At 73.9% G+C, this 15,828-nt stretch carries 18 protein-coding genes; 6 read left to right on the forward strand and 12 right to left on the reverse strand.

Annotation, left to right across the window (positions count from 1 at the left end; all coding sequences use genetic code 11):
- The first annotated feature begins 23 nt into the window (after positions 1 to 23).
- Together NR073_RS01075 and NR073_RS01080 are read left to right on the forward strand one after the other, a co-directional pair.
- Positions 24 to 1,205, forward strand: a complete 1,182-nt coding sequence (locus NR073_RS01075) for an AMP-binding protein (RefSeq protein WP_020627261.1) — start codon at positions 24 to 26, stop codon at positions 1,203 to 1,205.
- Between the two features lie 127 nt (positions 1,206 to 1,332).
- Positions 1,333 to 2,205 carry a 1,4-dihydroxy-2-naphthoate polyprenyltransferase gene (locus NR073_RS01080; protein WP_020627262.1) on the forward strand — a complete coding sequence of 291 codons (873 nt, stop codon included), beginning with the start codon at positions 1,333 to 1,335 and terminating at the stop codon, positions 2,203 to 2,205.
- A 60-nt stretch (positions 2,206 to 2,265) separates the two neighbouring features.
- Here NR073_RS01080 and NR073_RS01085 read toward each other — a convergent pair whose 3' ends face one another.
- Positions 2,266 to 2,541 carry a DUF4229 domain-containing protein gene (locus NR073_RS01085; protein ID WP_010080315.1) on the reverse strand — a complete coding sequence of 92 codons (276 nt, stop codon included), beginning with the start codon at positions 2,539 to 2,541 and terminating at the stop codon, positions 2,266 to 2,268.
- Between the two features lie 65 nt (positions 2,542 to 2,606).
- Here NR073_RS01085 and NR073_RS01090 point away from each other — a divergent pair, with 65 nt between their 5' ends.
- Positions 2,607 to 3,011 carry a PLDc N-terminal domain-containing protein gene (locus tag NR073_RS01090; RefSeq protein ID WP_020627263.1) on the forward strand — a complete coding sequence of 135 codons (405 nt, stop codon included), beginning with the start codon at positions 2,607 to 2,609 and terminating at the stop codon, positions 3,009 to 3,011.
- Positions 3,012 to 3,026: 15 nt separating this feature from the next.
- Here NR073_RS01090 and ccsB read toward each other — a convergent pair whose 3' ends face one another.
- The 5 genes from ccsB to NR073_RS01115 form a co-directional block, all read right to left on the reverse strand.
- A complete protein-coding gene (gene ccsB, locus NR073_RS01095; protein WP_060973988.1) occupies positions 3,027 to 4,127 on the reverse strand; it encodes a c-type cytochrome biogenesis protein CcsB in 1,101 nt (366 codons plus the stop codon).
- Between the two features lie 2 nt (positions 4,128 to 4,129).
- Entirely contained in the window at positions 4,130 to 5,827 is a 1,698-nt protein-coding gene (locus tag NR073_RS01100) for a cytochrome c biogenesis protein ResB (RefSeq protein WP_134377258.1), read from the reverse strand.
- Positions 5,824 to 6,579 (reverse strand): cytochrome c biogenesis CcdA family protein, encoded by a 756-nt coding sequence (locus NR073_RS01105; protein WP_036334702.1) that lies wholly within the window; start codon positions 6,577 to 6,579, stop codon positions 5,824 to 5,826. The genes NR073_RS01100 and NR073_RS01105 overlap by 4 nt, the downstream gene beginning before the upstream one ends.
- Before the next feature lie 16 nt (positions 6,580 to 6,595).
- Positions 6,596 to 7,207, reverse strand: a complete 612-nt coding sequence (locus NR073_RS01110) for a TlpA disulfide reductase family protein (RefSeq protein ID WP_060973677.1) — start codon at positions 7,205 to 7,207, stop codon at positions 6,596 to 6,598.
- 153 nt (positions 7,208 to 7,360) lie between these two features.
- Positions 7,361 to 8,035: a histidine phosphatase family protein gene (locus NR073_RS01115; RefSeq protein WP_002856340.1), complete on the reverse strand. Its 675-nt coding sequence runs from the start codon at positions 8,033 to 8,035 to the stop codon at positions 7,361 to 7,363.
- 125 nt (positions 8,036 to 8,160) lie between these two features.
- Here NR073_RS01115 and NR073_RS01120 point away from each other — a divergent pair, with 125 nt between their 5' ends.
- A complete protein-coding gene (locus NR073_RS01120) occupies positions 8,161 to 8,901 on the forward strand; it encodes a hypothetical protein (RefSeq protein ID WP_002856339.1) in 741 nt (246 codons plus the stop codon).
- Between the two features lie 6 nt (positions 8,902 to 8,907).
- Here the strand turns inward: NR073_RS01120 and NR073_RS01125 are convergent, their stop codons facing one another.
- The 3 genes from NR073_RS01125 to NR073_RS01135 form a co-directional block, all read right to left on the reverse strand.
- A complete protein-coding gene (locus NR073_RS01125) occupies positions 8,908 to 9,177 on the reverse strand; it encodes a glutaredoxin family protein (protein ID WP_002856337.1) in 270 nt (89 codons plus the stop codon).
- A gap of 94 nt (positions 9,178 to 9,271) precedes the next feature.
- The gene (locus tag NR073_RS01130) at positions 9,272 to 9,370 is read right to left on the reverse strand and encodes a 30S ribosomal protein bS22 (protein ID WP_005504750.1); all 99 of its coding nucleotides are present in this window, start codon (positions 9,368 to 9,370) and stop codon (positions 9,272 to 9,274) included.
- A 163-nt stretch (positions 9,371 to 9,533) separates the two neighbouring features.
- Entirely contained in the window at positions 9,534 to 10,787 is a 1,254-nt protein-coding gene (locus NR073_RS01135) for an acetoin utilization protein AcuC (protein ID WP_002856333.1), read from the reverse strand.
- A 136-nt stretch (positions 10,788 to 10,923) separates the two neighbouring features.
- Between NR073_RS01135 and NR073_RS01140 the strand changes: the two genes are divergently transcribed.
- Both NR073_RS01140 and NR073_RS01145 read left to right on the forward strand, forming a co-directional pair.
- Positions 10,924 to 12,399 (forward strand): TrkH family potassium uptake protein, encoded by a 1,476-nt coding sequence (locus NR073_RS01140; protein ID WP_002856331.1) that lies wholly within the window; start codon positions 10,924 to 10,926, stop codon positions 12,397 to 12,399.
- A complete protein-coding gene (locus NR073_RS01145; RefSeq protein WP_002856329.1) occupies positions 12,392 to 13,069 on the forward strand; it encodes a TrkA family potassium uptake protein in 678 nt (225 codons plus the stop codon). The genes NR073_RS01140 and NR073_RS01145 overlap by 8 nt, the downstream gene beginning before the upstream one ends.
- 15 nt (positions 13,070 to 13,084) lie before the next feature.
- On the opposite strand, the gene proC is transcribed toward NR073_RS01145, so the two are convergent.
- From proC to NR073_RS01160, 3 genes are read right to left on the reverse strand one after another with little or no spacing between them, the layout of a single operon-like run.
- On the reverse strand, positions 13,085 to 13,915 hold the full coding sequence (gene proC, locus NR073_RS01150) for a pyrroline-5-carboxylate reductase (protein WP_060974113.1): 831 nt from the start codon (positions 13,913 to 13,915) through the stop codon (positions 13,085 to 13,087).
- Positions 13,912 to 14,799 carry a sugar phosphate isomerase/epimerase gene (locus NR073_RS01155; RefSeq protein WP_060974114.1) on the reverse strand — a complete coding sequence of 296 codons (888 nt, stop codon included), beginning with the start codon at positions 14,797 to 14,799 and terminating at the stop codon, positions 13,912 to 13,914. Before NR073_RS01155 ends, proC begins: the two co-directional genes overlap by 4 nt.
- 2 nt (positions 14,800 to 14,801) lie before the next feature.
- Positions 14,802 to 15,824 carry an exopolyphosphatase gene (locus tag NR073_RS01160; protein ID WP_036341216.1) on the reverse strand — a complete coding sequence of 341 codons (1,023 nt, stop codon included), beginning with the start codon at positions 15,822 to 15,824 and terminating at the stop codon, positions 14,802 to 14,804.
- Positions 15,825 to 15,828: the final 4 nt, after the last annotated feature.

The raw sequence follows: 15,828 nt of genomic DNA on the forward strand, positions 1-15,828 counted from the left end.
CCGGGCCTCCTACACTCGGGGCCATGCCCGCCACCGCCGACGCCCTCGCCCGCGCCACGGACGCCCTCGCCGCGGCCTTCGACGGCGGCGCCCCCGTCGAGCTGACCGCCGACGGCGCCGCGCGCCCCCGGCCCGAGGCCCGCGACCCGCGCCGCTGCGGGGACCCGGACGCCGTCGCCGTGGTGCGCACCTCCGGGTCCACGGGCACGCCGAAGCAGATCGTCCTGACCGGCACGGCCCTGCGCGCCTCGGCCGCGGCCACGGCCCGGCGGCTCGGCGGCGAGGGGGCGTGGCTGCTGGCCCTCGGCGTGCACTACGTGGCCGGGCTCGCCGTGCTCTCCCGCTCGATCGCGGCCGGGACCGCACCCGTGGCCCTGCCACCGGGCCCCTTCACCCCCGCGGCGTTCGCCACCGGGGCGGCCGCCCTGCCCGACGACGCCGGCCCCCGACTCGTCTCGCTCGTCCCCACCCAGCTCGCCCGCCTCCTCGCGGCCGACGCCGACCCGGCCGGACGGGCGGCCCTGCGCTCCTTCGACCGCGTGCTCGTGGGCGGCGCCCGGCTCGATCCCGCGCTGCGGGCCGCGGCCGAGGCGGCGGGGGTGCGTCTCACCGCCACCTACGGCATGGCCGAGACGTGCGGCGGCTGCGTCTACGACGGCGTGCCGCTGCCCGGCGTCGCCGTCGCGGTGGCCCCGGACGACCCCGACGCCCCGCCGCACGTGCGCCTGGCCGGGCCCATGGTGGCGGCCGGCTACCTCGACGACCCCGCCCGCACCGCCGCCCACTTCGTCCCCGCCGCGGACGGCGCCCGCGCCTTCCTGACCGAGGACACGGGCATGCTCTCCCCCACCGACGACGGCGGCGTGCGGCTGGCCGTGACCGGCCGCCTGGACGACGTCGTCATCACGGGCGGGGTGAAGGTGTCCGCGGCGGCGGTGACCGCGGTGCTCGAGGCGCACCCGGGCGTCGCGGCGGCCCACGTGGCCGGCGTGCCGGATCCCGAGTGGGGCGCCCGGCTGTGCGCCGCCGTCGTGCCCGCCCACCCGGCCGCGGCCCCCGACGAGGCCGTCCTGCGCGCCCACGTGCGCGAGGCGCTGGGTGCGGCCGCGGTGCCCAAGACGTGGCTCGCCCTCGACGCCCTGCCGTTGCTCTCCACCGGCAAGACCGACCGGCAGGCCCTGGCCGCCCGGTTCACCGCCGGCTGAGCGTCACCCCGCCCGCGTGGGAGAATGACCCGGGCCCGGCCGACGTCGGGCCCCGGCCGCGCTCCGCCGTCGACCCGGCCCGCCGCGCGCCGATCCCCACCCCGCTCCCCAGGAGGAACCCCCGCCCATGGCCGCCACGCTCTCCCAGTGGGTCGCCGCCGCGCGCCTACGCACGCTGCCCATGGCGATCGCCCCCGTGATCGTCGGTTCGGCCGCCGCCGCGGAGCTCGGCTCCTTCCACCTCGGCGCGGCGCTGCTGGCCCTCGTGGTGTCGCTCGCCCTGCAGATCGGCGTGAACTACGCCAACGACTACTCGGACGGGATCCGCGGCACCGACGACGACCGCGTCGGCCCCTTCCGGCTCACCGTCTCCGGGCTCGTGCCCGCGGCCCAGGTGAAGCAGGCGGCCTTCGCGTTCTTCGGCCTCGCCGGGCTGGCCGGCCTGGGGCTCATCCTGCTCTCGGGGCACTGGTGGTTCCTGCTGGTCGGCGTCGCCTGCGTGCTGGCCGCGTGGTTCTACACCGGCGGGAAGCGGCCGTACGGGTACCTCGGCCTCGGTGAGGTGTTCGTGTTCGTGTTCTTCGGGCTCGTGGCCGTCCTCGGCACCACGTACACCCAGGCCGACACCGTGAGCGGCCTGGCCTGGGCCGGCGCGATCGGCTGCGGGCTGATCTCCACGGCCCTGCTCATGGTCAACAACATCCGGGACATCCCCACGGACCGCGAGGTCGGGAAGATGACGCTGGCCGCCCGCCTGGGCGACGGGCCGGCGCGGGCGTCCTACGGCGTCATGCTGGCCGTCGCCCTGCTGCTGCCGCTGTTCTGGGTGGCGGCGCACCCGGGGCTGCTGCTCGTGCCGATCGGCGGCCTGCTCGCGATCCGGCCGATCCGCACGGTGCTGCGCGCCGACGACCGCCGGGCGCTGATCCCGGTGCTGCGCGCGACCGGCGTGATCGGGATCGTCTACGCGATCACGTTCACCCTCGGCGCGCTGCTCTGAGCCGCACGGGATGACGGCGGCGTCGGCGGCGGCGGCATCCGCCCCGTCGCCCCGCGGGGCTCACTCGCGGAACCGGCCCTCGGTGTAGGCGTCCTCGGCGTCCGCATCGGCGGTCTCGGTGCGGCCCCGGCGGCCCGGGCGGCCCTCCCACGCGGCGGACAGGTCCTCGGTGGCCCCCGTGCGCAGGCGACCGAGGAAGAGGTAGCTGACCGCGAACGTCAGGATCGTGGCCGCGATCACCCCGAAGATCATCCCGAGGTCCATCACGTAGTAGAACAGCGCCCACAGGGCGACGAAGACGACCACGCGGACCAGACCGTAGAAGAAGATGCGCACCGGTCCATCCTACGAGGACGGACGGCCCGTCCGCCGACCCCACAGCCCGCGCCTAGACTGGCGGGATGGGCCGCTTCATCATCCCCGCCGCGATCATCCTCGCCGGACTGACCCTCTACGCGCTGTTCGAGGCGCTGCTGACCCCCGCCCGCGAGGTGCGCAGCCTGCCGAAGACGGCGTGGGTGGCGGTCATCGTGCTCGTGCCGCTCGTGGGGCCGCTGCTGTGGCTGCTGCTCGGGCGCGCCCGCCCGGCCGGCGCGGGCGGACGGGCCGCACCCCGGCCCTCCGGAGCCCCGGACGACGACGAGGCGTTCCTGCGCAGCCTGCGCGTGCAGCGCCGCCAGGACGCCCGTGAGCAGGACCTGGACCGCCGCGAGGCCGAGCTGCGCGCCCGCGAGGAGGAGCTGCGCCGTCGTCGGGAGCAGGGCGACGACGACGCCGACCCGGAGGGCGACGGGCCGCGCGCCTGAGGGGCCCCGCCGGACTCAGCCGGGCAGACCCGCGTACGAGTGCAGGCCCGGGAAGTACGTGTTGACGATCGTGTAGTTGAACACGATGCACAGGAAGCCCACGATGCTCAGCCAGGCCGCGCGGGCACCGGTCCAGCCGCGGGTGGCCCGGGCGTGCAGGTACGCCGCGTAGACCACCCAGATCACGAAGGACCAGACCTCCTTGGTGTCCCAGTTCCAGTAGCGGCCCCACGCGGCCTCGGCCCAGATGGCGCCGGCGATCACGGTGAACGTCCACATCACGAAGGCGATCGCGTTGAGGCGGTAGGACCAGTTCTCGAGCCCCTGCGCGGCCGGCACGAGGCGCAGGAACGCCCACGAGCGCTCGCCCGCCGCAGCGCGCTTCTCCGCGCGGTCCTGCAGCAGCTGCAGCACGGACATCGCGGCGGTCAGCGCGAACAGCGAGCTGGCAAGCACGGCGATGGATACGTGGATGACGAGCCACGGCGTCTGCAGCGGCGGCTGGAGGTGGCCCACCGGCGTCGGGAAGCCCATGGTGGCCGCGCACATCATCGCCACGACGATGCCGGTGACGAACGTGCCCACGAAGCGCAGATCCTTGCGCAAGAGGAACAGCAGGTAGACGGTCGTGATCACGAGCGCGCCCGTGGTCATGAACTCGTACAGGTTGCCCCACGGCACGCGGGAGGCGGCGAGGCCGCGGGCGACGACGGCGAACGCGTGCAGCGCCCAGCCGACGGCCAGCACGGCCACCGCCACGTTGGCGACCGGGCGGCGGCCGCCGCCCGTGTAGTCCATGTCCTCGTCCACGAGGGCGCCGTCCGCGTCGACGCCGCGCTCGGCGGCGCCGGTCGGACGGGCCGCGTCGGAGGCGCTCGCGCCGACCGCCGTGGACCCGCCGACGGCGACCCCCACGGTCTCGCGGGCCGGAGCGGTGCGCACCTGCCCGCGCTGGGCCGCGAGGTCGGCCTCGAGGCGGCGGATGGTGGCCGAGGCGGTGGCCATGTCGATGGTGAACAGGATGAACGCCGCCGCGTACACGAGCGCGGCGATGAGCATGAAGAGGTCGCTGTACAGCGCCAGCTGCTCGTTCACGGGGGCCGTGGGGTTGAACACTGTCAGTCTCCTGATCGGGCGTCGGCGGGGCCGGCGGGGGTCTCGGGGGCGGTGGGGGTGGACTGGGGGGCGGCACCGGCCGCGGCGTCGTCGGCCGTCTCGGTGGCGGCGACGATGGGCCACCACTTCTCCATGGCGGCGCGCAGGGCCACGTGCTCCTCGTGGAGACCGAACTCCTCGCCGCGGGCGAGCAGCGCGTACTCCACGCGGGTGCGGCCGTCGTCGTCGGTGCGGGCACGCACCCACACGCGGCGACGGCGGACGAACAGACTGATCGCCAGGCCGAGCAGGGCGGTGCCGGCGAACACGCCGACGCCCCACTTGCCCGGGTCGTAGTGGATGTCCAGGCCGACGTAGCGGCGGACGCCGTCGAAGCTGATGGAGCCCTTGCCCTCGGGCAGCTCATACGTCTGGCCCGGGCTGAGCACGATGCCGCCGTTCTCGTTGGTGCGGCTGTTGAGCTCGGTGAGGGATGCGGTGTCCAGCACGTACACGTTCTGCGGGCGGCCGGTGTCCAGGCCGAGGTCCCCGTAGTACGAGTTCAGCTGCAGCTCCGGGTTGAGCAGCTCGGGGTCGGCCGAGAAGGCGGCGCCCTTCTCGTCCTCCACCGCCGTGGGCAGGAAGAAGCCGACGAAGCCCAGCTGGTCCGGCCGCGCGTCGGGGACCTTGATGGTGGCCTGCGAGCCGTAGTTCTGGTCGAACACGCGGGTGACCACGGGGCCCTGGAAGGCCACGTCCCCGGCGCCGTCGCGGATGGTCACCACGGGCGCGTAGCCGTTGCCCACGAGGTAGACGCGCACGCCGTCGATGTCCAGCGGCTGGTTGACCTTGAGGATCTGGCGCTGGAGCTCGGCCTCGCTGCCCTCGCGGACCTCCATCACGGCGGTGTAGTCCAGCGGCTGGCCGTAGTGGGTCTCGGACTCGCGGTCGAACACGGCGTCGAAGGAGTCGAGGGTGAGGGAGAACGGCTGGAGGTCGTCCGCGCTGAAGTAGGTGCCGGGGGTGAAGGAGTCGTAGGCCACGAGGTTGTTGGCGAAGCCCTCGCCCTCCACGATGATCTTCTGCCCGCCGTACTTGGTCATGCCGCCGTAGGCCATGAACACGAGCACGCCGATCAGCGAGACGTGGAACAGGATGTTGCCGATCTCGCGCAGGTATCCGCGCTCGGCGCCCACGGACGCGCCGCCGGCCTCGGGGCGGTGCTCCACGCGGTAGCGGCGCTTGCGCAGCCACGCCTGGGCTCTGGCCACGGCCTCCTCGGGGCTCGGGCCGCCCTCCTCGAGGACGACGACGCCGGAGGCCGGCAGGCGCGTCAGGTTGCGGGGGGTGCGGGCCGGGGGCTGGCGCAGGGCCTTGGCGTGCTGGATGGCGCGCGGCCACACGCAGCCCACGAGGGAGACGAACAGCAGCAGGTAGATGGCCGAGAACCAGACGGAGTTGTAGACGTCGAAGAACTGCAGGGCGTCCAGGACGGGGCCCCACACGGGGTTGTCCTCGATCCACTGGTCCACGATCTCGGGGCCGGCACGGCGCTGGGGCACGAGGGAGCCGGGCACGGCGGCGACGGCGAGCAGGAGCAGCAGCATGAGCGCGGTGCTCATGCTGGTCAGCTGGGTCCAGATCCAGCGCAGGGTGCCCGCCAGGCCGAGGCGCGGCAGGGTGACGGGCTCGGAGCGCGTCCGGGCGGCCTTGGAGCTCACAGGGGCATCTCCCATTCGTTGGCGAACCACAGCTGCAGCTGCGTGGTCCAGGCGGTCCAGACGCCGGTGACCATGAGCAGGCCCAGCGCGATCAGCAGGGCGCCGCCGAGGCGCATGATCAGCACGCGGTGCCGCGTGAAGAACCCGACCGCCCGCATGCCGCGCTCCATGCCGAGGGCCATGAGCACGAACGGCAGGCCCAGGCCGAGGCAGTAGAGGAAGGCGAGCAGGGCGCCGCGGCCCACGGAGCCGGAGCTGGCCGTGGACATGGCCAGGACGGCGGCCATGGTGGGGCCGATGCACGGCGCCCAGCCCAGGCCGAAGGTCATGCCCAGCAGGGGCGCGCCGACCAGGCCGGCGGCGGGCTTGAAGTGGACGCGGCGCTCCTGCTGAAGCCGGCCGCCGCCGCCGAGGAACACGAGGCCCATGAGCATCACGAGCACGCCGAGCACGGGGGTGACCCAGGCGCCGTCGCGCCGCAGCCAGACCATGGCCTGGGTGAACACCACGGTGATGCCCACGAACACCACGGCGAACCCGAGCACGAACAGCACGGAGCCGAGCACGAGGCGCCCGCGGCGGCGGCTGGTGAGCACGTCCCCGCCGAGGCCGGTGACGTACCCGAGGTAGCCGGGCACGAGCGGCAGCACGCACGGGGAGAGGAAGGAGATCAGGCCGGCCAGCACGGCGATCGGCGCGGCCAGCAGCAGGGAGCCGTCGAGGGCGATCTCGGCGAAGGGGTTGCTCTGCATGGACACGGCGGCCGGGTCAGGCCGCGGCCTCGTCCACCACTGTGGTGAGCAGGGCGCGCAGGGTGGACTCCTCCACGGCGCCGAGCACGCGGGCGGCCACGCGGCCCTCGACGTCCAGGACGAGGGTGGAGGGCACGGCCTGCGGGGGCACGTAGTCGGTCATGTTCAGGAGCACGTCCCCGCGGGCGTCCTCGATGGACGGGTAGGGGATCTCGAAGGTGCGCTCGAAGGCCTGCGCGGTGGTGACGGTGTCCCGGACGTTCACGCCGAGGAACCGCACCCCCTGCGGGGCGAACTGCTCGTGCAGGGCCACGAGGTGGGGGGCCTCCACGCGGCACGGGGCGCATGCGGCGTACCAGAAGTTCAGCAGGGCCGGGGCGCCGCGCAGGCTCGCGCCGGTCACGGGGGTGCCGTCGAAGAGCTCGGCGGCGAACTCCACGGGGGCGCCGCGCTCGGCGGGGGCGATCTCCAGGACGGAGCCGTCGCCGGCGATGTAGTTCTTGCCGTCCGCGTTGCCGGCCTGCTGCGTCAGCGAGTCGTCCCCCGAGCACGCCGCGAGGACGGGCGCGAGGCCGAGCAGCGAGAGGCCGGTCAGCACGGTGCGACGGGACGGACGGGGGGTCTGCATGGCGGGCTGCCTTCCAGGGGACGCGCGGGGCTGGATTCCGGGGACCTGGGGAGTCTACTGTCCGCCCCGCATTCTGACTGAACCCTGGACGTCACACCCCCACCCCGTGGGAGGCCACGGACGGCGTCGTCGACGCCGGCCGCCGTCGGGGCCTCAGGCGCCCGGCAGGGAGGAGGCGTCCTTCAGCAGGGCCTGGTTCGGCTCGCGGTACTCGACGCGCGGCACCCTGCGCCCTTCCTCGTACACGAGCGAGGTCACGGAGGTCAGCGAGCACTCACGCCGGCGCGGGTCGTGCCACAGCGGACGGCCCTCGACGGCCAGGCGCGTCACCCAGATCGGCAGCTGGTGCGAGACGAGCACGGACTCGGCGCCGGGCCCGTCGGCGGCCACGGTCTCGCCGCGGAGCCGGTCGACGACGGCCAGCATCCGGGCGGCCTGCGCGCGGTACGGCTCGCCCCAGGACGGGCGCAGGGGATTGCGCAGCCGGGGCCACAGCCGCGGGTTCCGCTTCAGCGACGCCGCCACCTGGGACATGCCCTCGAAGGCGTTCTCCGCCTCGATCAGGTCCGGCTCGGTGACCAGCGGCAGGTCGAACGCGGCCGCGATGGGCGCGGCGGTCTGCTGCGCGCGGGTCAGCGGGGAGGCGGCGACGACGGCGGGCGCCCGGCCGGTCTGCGCGGCGCGCTCCTCGAACCACGCGGCCACGCCCCGGGCCATCTCGTGGCCGAGCTCCGAGAGCCCGAACTCCGGCAAGCGGCCGTAGAGGACACGATCGGGGTTGTGGACTTCTCCGTGGCGGACCAGGTGGACGGTGGCGAGCGTCTGCATGGGGCAAGTCTGGCAGAGGCGGACCGGTGGCCCCGGCGGTAGCGTGGGGCACAGCTCGGCGCGACCGCGCCGCCACCCCCGTCCGCACCGAGGCGCCGCGAGCGTCGGCGTCGCTAGGAGGCCCCATGTCCGGCACCTCGCCCACCGATCCCCACGGCAGCCAGAACCCGTACGGCTCCGACCCGTACGGCGCCGCCCCGCAGGGGCCGACCCCGGGCTCCCCCGACCCGTCGGGCGCGAGCCCGTACGGCCAGAACCCCTACGGCGCACCGCCGGCGGCTCCGTACGGCGCCCCGGGCCAGGCGGGGATGCCCCAGGCCCCCTCCCCCCACGGCCCGGCCGGCTGGCAGTCTCCCGGCCCGGTCGAGCTGCCCCCGCGGCCGCGTTCCCTGACGGCCGCGTTCTGGCTGATCGTCTCGGGCGGCCTCCTGCTGCTGGCGACGACCCTGCTGGCGGCCTTCGCCATCACCCAGCCGGAGGGCCAGGCCGCGATCCAGCAGGAGCTGGACCGGTCCGTCGAGCAGATGAATCTGCCCGCCGACCAGGCGGAGCAGATGCGCGCCATGACGGACGGGATGCTTCCGGCCCTCGCCACGACGGCGGCCGTGTTCGGCGTGCTCGCGTTCCTCGTCTACCTGTGGGTGGCGTTCGCGATCCGCGGCGGCTCGCGCGCCGCGCGCATCGTCGGAACGGTGCTGGCGTCCTTGTCCGTGCTGGTGCTGGTCTCCAACGCGGTGATGGGGGCGTTCAGCTCGCTGGACCTGGTGTGGGTGGGCCTCGGCGTCGCCGGCATCGTGCTCGCCTACCGCCCGGACGCCACGGAGTACATGCGGCTGAAGGCCTGGCAGCGCTTCGCGCGCCGCTGAGCCCGCTCAGGCCCGCGGGGCGTCCAGGAGCCGGCCCAGGCGGGCCGGGTCCACGCGCCAGAAGTCGCGCTGGACGCCGTCGACGAACAGCACGGGCACCTCGTCCGCGAACCGCTCGAGCAGGGCCGGGTGCGCGGCGCCGTCGACGGCCTCCCAGGCCTCGCCCCGCGCGTCGCACACCTGCGCCACCGTGGCCTCGGCGTCGGCGCACAGGTGGCAGCCGGGCTTCACGAGCAGCTGGACGCGGGCGGTGGCGGCGGGCAGGTCGGCGGTCATGGCCCCCACTCTACGGATCGCCGTCCACGACGAAGCCGCCGCCCCCGGAAGGGGACGGCGGCTTCGTCTCGTCAGCGCCCGGAGGGCGCGGGCGTCACTTCTTGTTGCGACGCTGGTGACGGGTCTTGCGAAGCAGCTTGCGGTGCTTCTTCTTCGACATGCGCTTGCGGCGCTTCTTGATCACAGATCCCATGGGGACTCCTTGAATCGGGGCGAGGGTCGGCGGTCGTGGGACCGCAGGCATCCGGGGCGCCGGACACGCCGACCCGCATTCCACCGGATGTGGAACGCCTGGAAACGTTCTCGGCCACAATACCGGCCGCACGGGCCGCGGTCGAACCGGGACGCGGGCCGTCTCAGTCGAACCAGGGGTCCAGCCCGTGCAGCGGGAACACCTCGCGGCGCGTGGCCATGATCGACTGGTCCACCGGGTCGGCCGGGTCGTAGCCCACCTCCCACGAGCGCCACCACACATCCGCGTCCTCGCCCATCACGGTGGGGATCCGCTCGGCGTCGTCCCCCTCGTGCACGGACATGTCCCCGGTCAGCTCGTCCGCGGTGAGGGTCCGGACGTGCTCGATCCAGGCGGCGGGGATCTCGCTCTTCACCGGGATCGGGGTCTGCAGGACGGCGGCGGTCAGGTGGGCCCACGCGCGCGGCACCACCCGCAGCGGGTTGTAGCCGCCGCCCCCGGTGGCCAGCCACCGGCCGTGCGCGAACCGGTCGGCCCAGTCGCCGACGTCGAACGCGAGCTGGCGCTGGCCGTCCACGCTCAGCCGCAGGTCGGCGAGCGGGTCCGTGCGGTGACCGTCGCAGCCGTGCTGGCTGACCAGCACGTCCGGGGCGAACGCCTGCAGCAGCGGGGGGACCACGGCGTGGGCGGCGCGCAGGAAGCCGGCGTCGCCGGTGCGCGGGGGCAGCGCGACGTTCACCGCTGTGCCCTGAGCGGCCGAGCCGCCGATCTCGTTGGCGAAGCCCGTGCCCGGGAACAGGCTGATGCCCGTCTCGTGCAGGGAGATGGTGAGCACGCGGGGGTCGTCGTAGAAGATCGACTGCGTGCCGTCGCCGTGGTGCGCGTCCACGTCGACGTAGGCGACGCGCTCCGCGCCGAGGTCCAGCAGGCGCTGGATGGCCACGGCGCAGTCGTTGTAGATGCAGAACCCGGACGCCGAGGACCGGGCGGCGTGGTGCATGCCGCCGGCGAAGTTCACGGCGCGGTCCACCTCGCCGGACCAGATCGCCTCCGCGGCGACGAGGGAGCCGCCCGCGATCCGGGCGGCGGACTCGTGCAGGTCCGGGAACACGGGACAGTCCTCGGTGCCCAGGCCGAAGCAGCCGTCCTCGTCCGACGACGTCGCCGCGGCCCGGCGCACGGCGGCGACGTACTCGGGATCGTGGACGAGGGCGAGCTGCTCGTCCGTGGCCACGGGCGGCTCCACGATCCGCACGTGGGGCGCGTCCAGCAGGCCGAACGCCTCCACGAGCCGGTGCGTGAGGTCCAGCCGCAGGGGCGCCATCGGGTGCTCCGCGCTGAACCGGTAGCGGAGCAGGCTGGAGTCCCACACCACAGCGGCGGGGGTGGGAGCGGGAGGGGTGGACGTGGTGCTCATCACGGTCCAGCCTAGGGCTCCGGGCGGCACGGTGGCGACGAGCGCCTCGGATGTCTCACCCACGTGACGCGCGGGCCTCAGGGGCGCGCGATACTGGGAGCCGGTCCGTTCCCCGTCCCCGTGCAGGAGGTGCCCCGTGGCAGGTCCCCGTCCGACCCCGCACGCCCGCCGCCACGGCGGGGTGCGCCGGCCCGGCGGACTCCCCCGGCCCGGCCAGGCCTCCACGCTGGAGTCCTCGACCGACCTGCGCACGGCGCTGCGGCGCTCGGGCCGTGCCGTCAGCTCGGTGGTGGGCGGCTCCCCGGCCCGCGCCGCCCTCTCCGCCTTCGCCCTCATGGCCCTGGTGTTCACCGGGCTCCTCGCCCTGCCGTGGGCCGCGGCGGACGGCCACGCCACCCCCCTGCACGACGCCATGTTCACCGCGGTCTCCGCCTTCTCCGTGACCGGTCTGACCACCGTCAACACGGCCGAGCACTGGTCCCCCGCGGGCCAGGTGATCATCCTCGTGGCCATCCAGATCGGCGGCCTGGGCATCCTCTCGATGGCCTCGCTGCTCACGTTGGCCGTCTCCCGGCATCTGGGCCTGAGGTCGAAGCTGGCGACGCAGCAGGCGGGCATGACCTCCGGCAGTCTCGGCGAGGTCGGCCAGCTGCTGCGCGTCGTCGTCGTGACGGTGCTGACCGCCGAGGCCGCGCTGGCGCTCGTCCTCGTGCCGCGGTTCGCGGCCATCTCCGGCTCGTGGCTCACCGGCCTGTGGCACGGTGTCTTCTACTCGGTCAGCGCCTTCAACAACGCGGGGTTCACCCTGCACGTGGACGGCCTGCCGGAGATCATGCACGACCCGGTGGTCATCACGGTGCTCGGCGTCGGCGTGTTCCTCGGCGCGCTCGGCTTCCCCGTGGTCATGGTGCTGCTGGAGAAGGGGTGGCGGTTCCGGGAGTGGAACCTGCACACCAAGCTCACGGTCGAGGTGACGCTGGCCCTGCTGGTGCTCGGCGCCGTCGCCCTCTTCTTCTTCGAGGCGGGCAACCCGGCGACCCAGGCCGGCATGGGCTTCTGGCAGCGGGTCGGGCACTCCCTGTTCGGCTCCGTGATGACCCGCTCCGGAGGCTTCGCGATCGACGACACGAACGCGCACCAGCCCGAGTCCCTGCTGCTCATGGACGCGCTGATGTTCGTGGGCGGTGGGTCCGCCTCCACCGCGGGCGGCATCAAGGTGACCACGCTGGCGATCATGTTCCTCGCGATCGTGGCGGAGGCGCGCGGCGACCGCGAGGTGACGGCGCACGGCCGCACGATCGCCCCCGAGTCCCTGCGCGTGGCCATCGCGGTGCTCGCACTCGGGGCCACCCTCGTGCTCGTGGCCACTCTGGCGCTGGTGCACATCACCGACGAGTCCCTCCAGCGGCCCCTGTTCGAGGTGATCTCCGCGTTCGGCACGTGCGGGCTCTCCGTGGGCGTCTCCGCGGAGAGCCCACCGGCCGGCAAGTACGTCCTGACGGCCATGATGTTCGCGGGCCGCGTTGGTACGATCACGTTCGCCGCCGCCCTCGCCCTGCGCCAGCGGCGCGTGCTCTACCGCTACCCCGTCGAGAGGCCGGTCATTGGCTGACACCCCGCAGCGCACCGATCCCAACGCCCCCGTGCTCGTCGTGGGGCTGGGCCGCTTCGGCGCCGCCACGGCCGAGGAGCTCGTCGCACAGGGGCGCGAGGTGCTCGCCGTCGAGCGGGACCCCGTCCTCGTGCAGCGCTACGCCCCCTCGCTGACCCACGTGGTGGAGGCGGACGCCACCGACTCCGAGGCCCTGCGCCAGCTCGGTGCGCAGGACTTCTCGACGGCGGTGGTCGGCGTGGGCACCTCCATCGAGGCATCGGTGCTGATCACCGTGAACCTCGTGGACCTGGAGATCCCGCACATCTGGGTGAAGGCGATCAGCGAGGCGCACGGCACGATCCTCAAGCGGATCGGGGCGAACCATGTGATCTTCCCGGAGCACGACGCCGGCGTGCGCGCCGCCCACCTCGTGAACGGGCGCATGCTCGACTTCATCGAGTTCGACGACGACTTCGCGATCGTGAAGATGTACCCGCCGGCCGAGTGCGTGGGCTTCACGCTCGCCGAGTCCCACGTGCGCTCCAAGTACGGCGTGACCGTGGTGGGTGTGAAGACCCCGGGCGAGGACTTCACCTACGCCCAGCCGGACACCCGGGTGGGCCCGCGCGACACCCTCATCGTCTCGGGCCACACCGACCTCATCGACCGGTTCGCCGCCCGGCCCTGAGGCACGCCGGAGCCGTCAGGCCCCGAACTCCTCGGCCATCTCCTTGTCGCGCTGCGCGGCCGCGTCCATGGCACGGTTCACGAGGTCGCCCATGCCGCCGTCCAGGAACGCCTCCACGGCCTTCTCGGTGGTGCCGTTCGGGCTCATCACGGCCTTGCGCAGAGCCTCGGCCCTGGCCCCCTCCTGCTGGAGCATGATGCCGGCGCCCTTGACGGTGGCCGCGGCCATGGCCTCGGCGGAGGCGGCGTCCAGTCCCATCTCCGCACCGTGGGCGGCGATCAGCTCGGCCAGCAGGAACACGTAGGCCGGGGCGGAGCCGGCGGTGGCCACCACGGCGGAGAGCTGCTCCTCGGCCACCGGCACCACCAGGCCGGAGCCCTCGAAGAGAGCGCGCACGGCGGTGGTCTGCTCCTCGGTGACGCCCGGCCCGGGGGCCACGCCCACGACGCCGGAGCCCACCGTCAGGGGCGTGTTCGGCATGGTCCGCACGATCGGCTGCCCCGCCGGCAGCACGGCGGCCATGGTCGCGGCGGTGACGCCGGCTGCCACGGACACCACCACGGTCTCGGGGCGCAGCGACGGCGCCAGGTCCGTGAGGGTGGCGACCATGTCCTTCGGCTTCACGCCCACCAGGACGATGTCCGCCTCAGCGACCGCGGCATGGTTGGCGCGTTCGTCCCGCTCCTGGGAGGTCACGGTGACGCCGTGCTGCGCGGCGGCCTTCTCGGCGGAGGCGGCGGAGCGGGTGGTGGCGGTGACGTCCTCGGCGCGCACGGCGCCGGCGTCGAGGGCTCCGGCGAGGATCGCGCCGGTCATGGTGCCCAGGCCCAGGATGGTCAGCTTCATGGTCGGTCCGTCTCCTTCGTGGTCGGGCGCGGAACGCCGTCGTCGTCGTGGTGGTCGGTCCCGCCGGCGGCCAGGTGCTCGCGCGCGAAGGCGAGCGAGGCGGCCAGCTTCTCCTCGCGCTGGCCCGCGTACTCCACGCCGCGGGTGCCCACCTCCACGCACACCGCACCGGCCAGGCCCTCGGCCGCCAGGTGGCGCAGGGTCTCGGCCACGCGCTGCGTGCCCTCGCCGGGGAGCAGGTGGTCGTCCTTGCCGGAGTCGTTGCCGTCGGTGAGGTGGACGTGCCGCAGCCGCGGGCCGAGCTCGCGGACGGCCGCCAGGGAGTCCGCCCGCGCGATGGCCGCGTGGGAGAAGTCCCAGCAGATGTGCTCGTACGGCTCGGGCAGCGGGTTCCAGTGCGGCAGGTACATCTTGGCCTCGCGGCCGTAGGCCCGCCACGGGTACATGTTCTCCACCGCGATCACCACGCCGGTCTCCGCCATGAGCTCATGGATGCCCTCGGCGAAGCGCACCGCGTACGTGCCCTGCCAGCGGAACGGCGGGTGGGCGACCACGGTGGCCGCACCCACGGCCTGCGCCAGCTCCACGGAGCGGCGGATCTTGGACCACGCGGAGCCCCAGACCTGCTGCGTGAACAGCAGGGTGGGGGCGTGGATGGAGTCGATGGGCATCCCGTGACGCTCGGACAGCCGCGTCAGCCGCCGCGCGTCCTGGCTCCACGCGTTGTGCGTGACCATGACCTCCACGCCGTCGTAGCCGAGGTCCTCGGCGGTGGCGAACACGTCCTGGGTGCCCAGGGGGAACACGGACGAGGAGGACAGGGTCACGGGGATGTCCGCGCCGAAGCGCGCCGCGGGGGCCAGGTGCGCGGTGGCGTCCGCCATGCTCAGCGCACCCCCAGGCTCAGTCCCGGCAGGAGGGTGTCCGGGTTGAGGTTCACGTGGCCGACGCCGGGCCGGCCGTCCCGGGTGAGGTGGCCCTCGAGCATGAGCGCGTCGAGGCGGTTGAGGATCAGGCCCTCGCGCAGCGCCCACGGGCAGATCTCGAGCTGGGCGATGCCGAACGTGCGCATGGCCGTCAGCGCGACGATCGCCCCCGCGAACACCTGGTGCGCGCGCACGTCCGAGACGCCGGGCAGCTCCGCCCGCTCCGCGACGGTCATCGCCGCGAGGCGGTTCACCCACAGGTGCAGGTCGTCCGCGCGCAGGTGCCGCTTCACGAAGGGGCCCGCCGCCGACGGCGCCGCCCCGGTGATCCGGGCGAGGGAGCGGAACGTCTTCGAGGTGGCGGTGACCACCACGGGCGACTCGATGCGCGGGAAGGCCGTATACGCCTCCTCGAGTCGCTTCTCCACGTGCTTGCGGAGCTTCTTCACCGCCTTGGGGCTGGGCGGGTCCTCGAGCACCCAGTCGCGGGTGAGGCGGCCGGCGCCCAGCGGCAGGGACAGGGCGTGCGAGGGCAGCTCGTCCTGGCCGTAGGCGATCTCGAAGGAGCCGCCGCCGATGTCGAAGTTCAGGATGGAGCCGGCGCCCCAGCCCTGCCAGCGGCGCACGGCGAAGTACGTCATGGCCGACTCCTGGTCCCCCGTGAGCTCGGAGAGGTGCACACCGGTCTCGGCCTGCACGCGGGCCAGCACGGCGGCGCCGTTCGCGGACTCGCGGATCGCCGAGGTGCAGAACGAGATCATGTCCTCCGCCCGATGCTCCTCCGCGAACGCGGCGGCCTCACGGACGAAGTCCACGAGCTCCCGCTGTCCCTCCTCCGTGATCGCCCCGTCGGCGTCCTGGTAGCGGATCAGCGGAAGGGAGCGCTTGTGCTCCGCGTAGGCGACCGGGCGGGCCCCCGGGTGGGCGTCCACGAGCAGCAGGTGGACGGTGTTGGACCCGATGTCCAGGACGCCGAGGCGCATGGCG

It is taken from the genome of Micrococcus sp. Mcc28 (assembly GCF_024519775.1).
Taxonomy (GTDB): Bacteria; Actinomycetota; Actinomycetes; order Actinomycetales; family Micrococcaceae; genus Micrococcus; species Micrococcus luteus.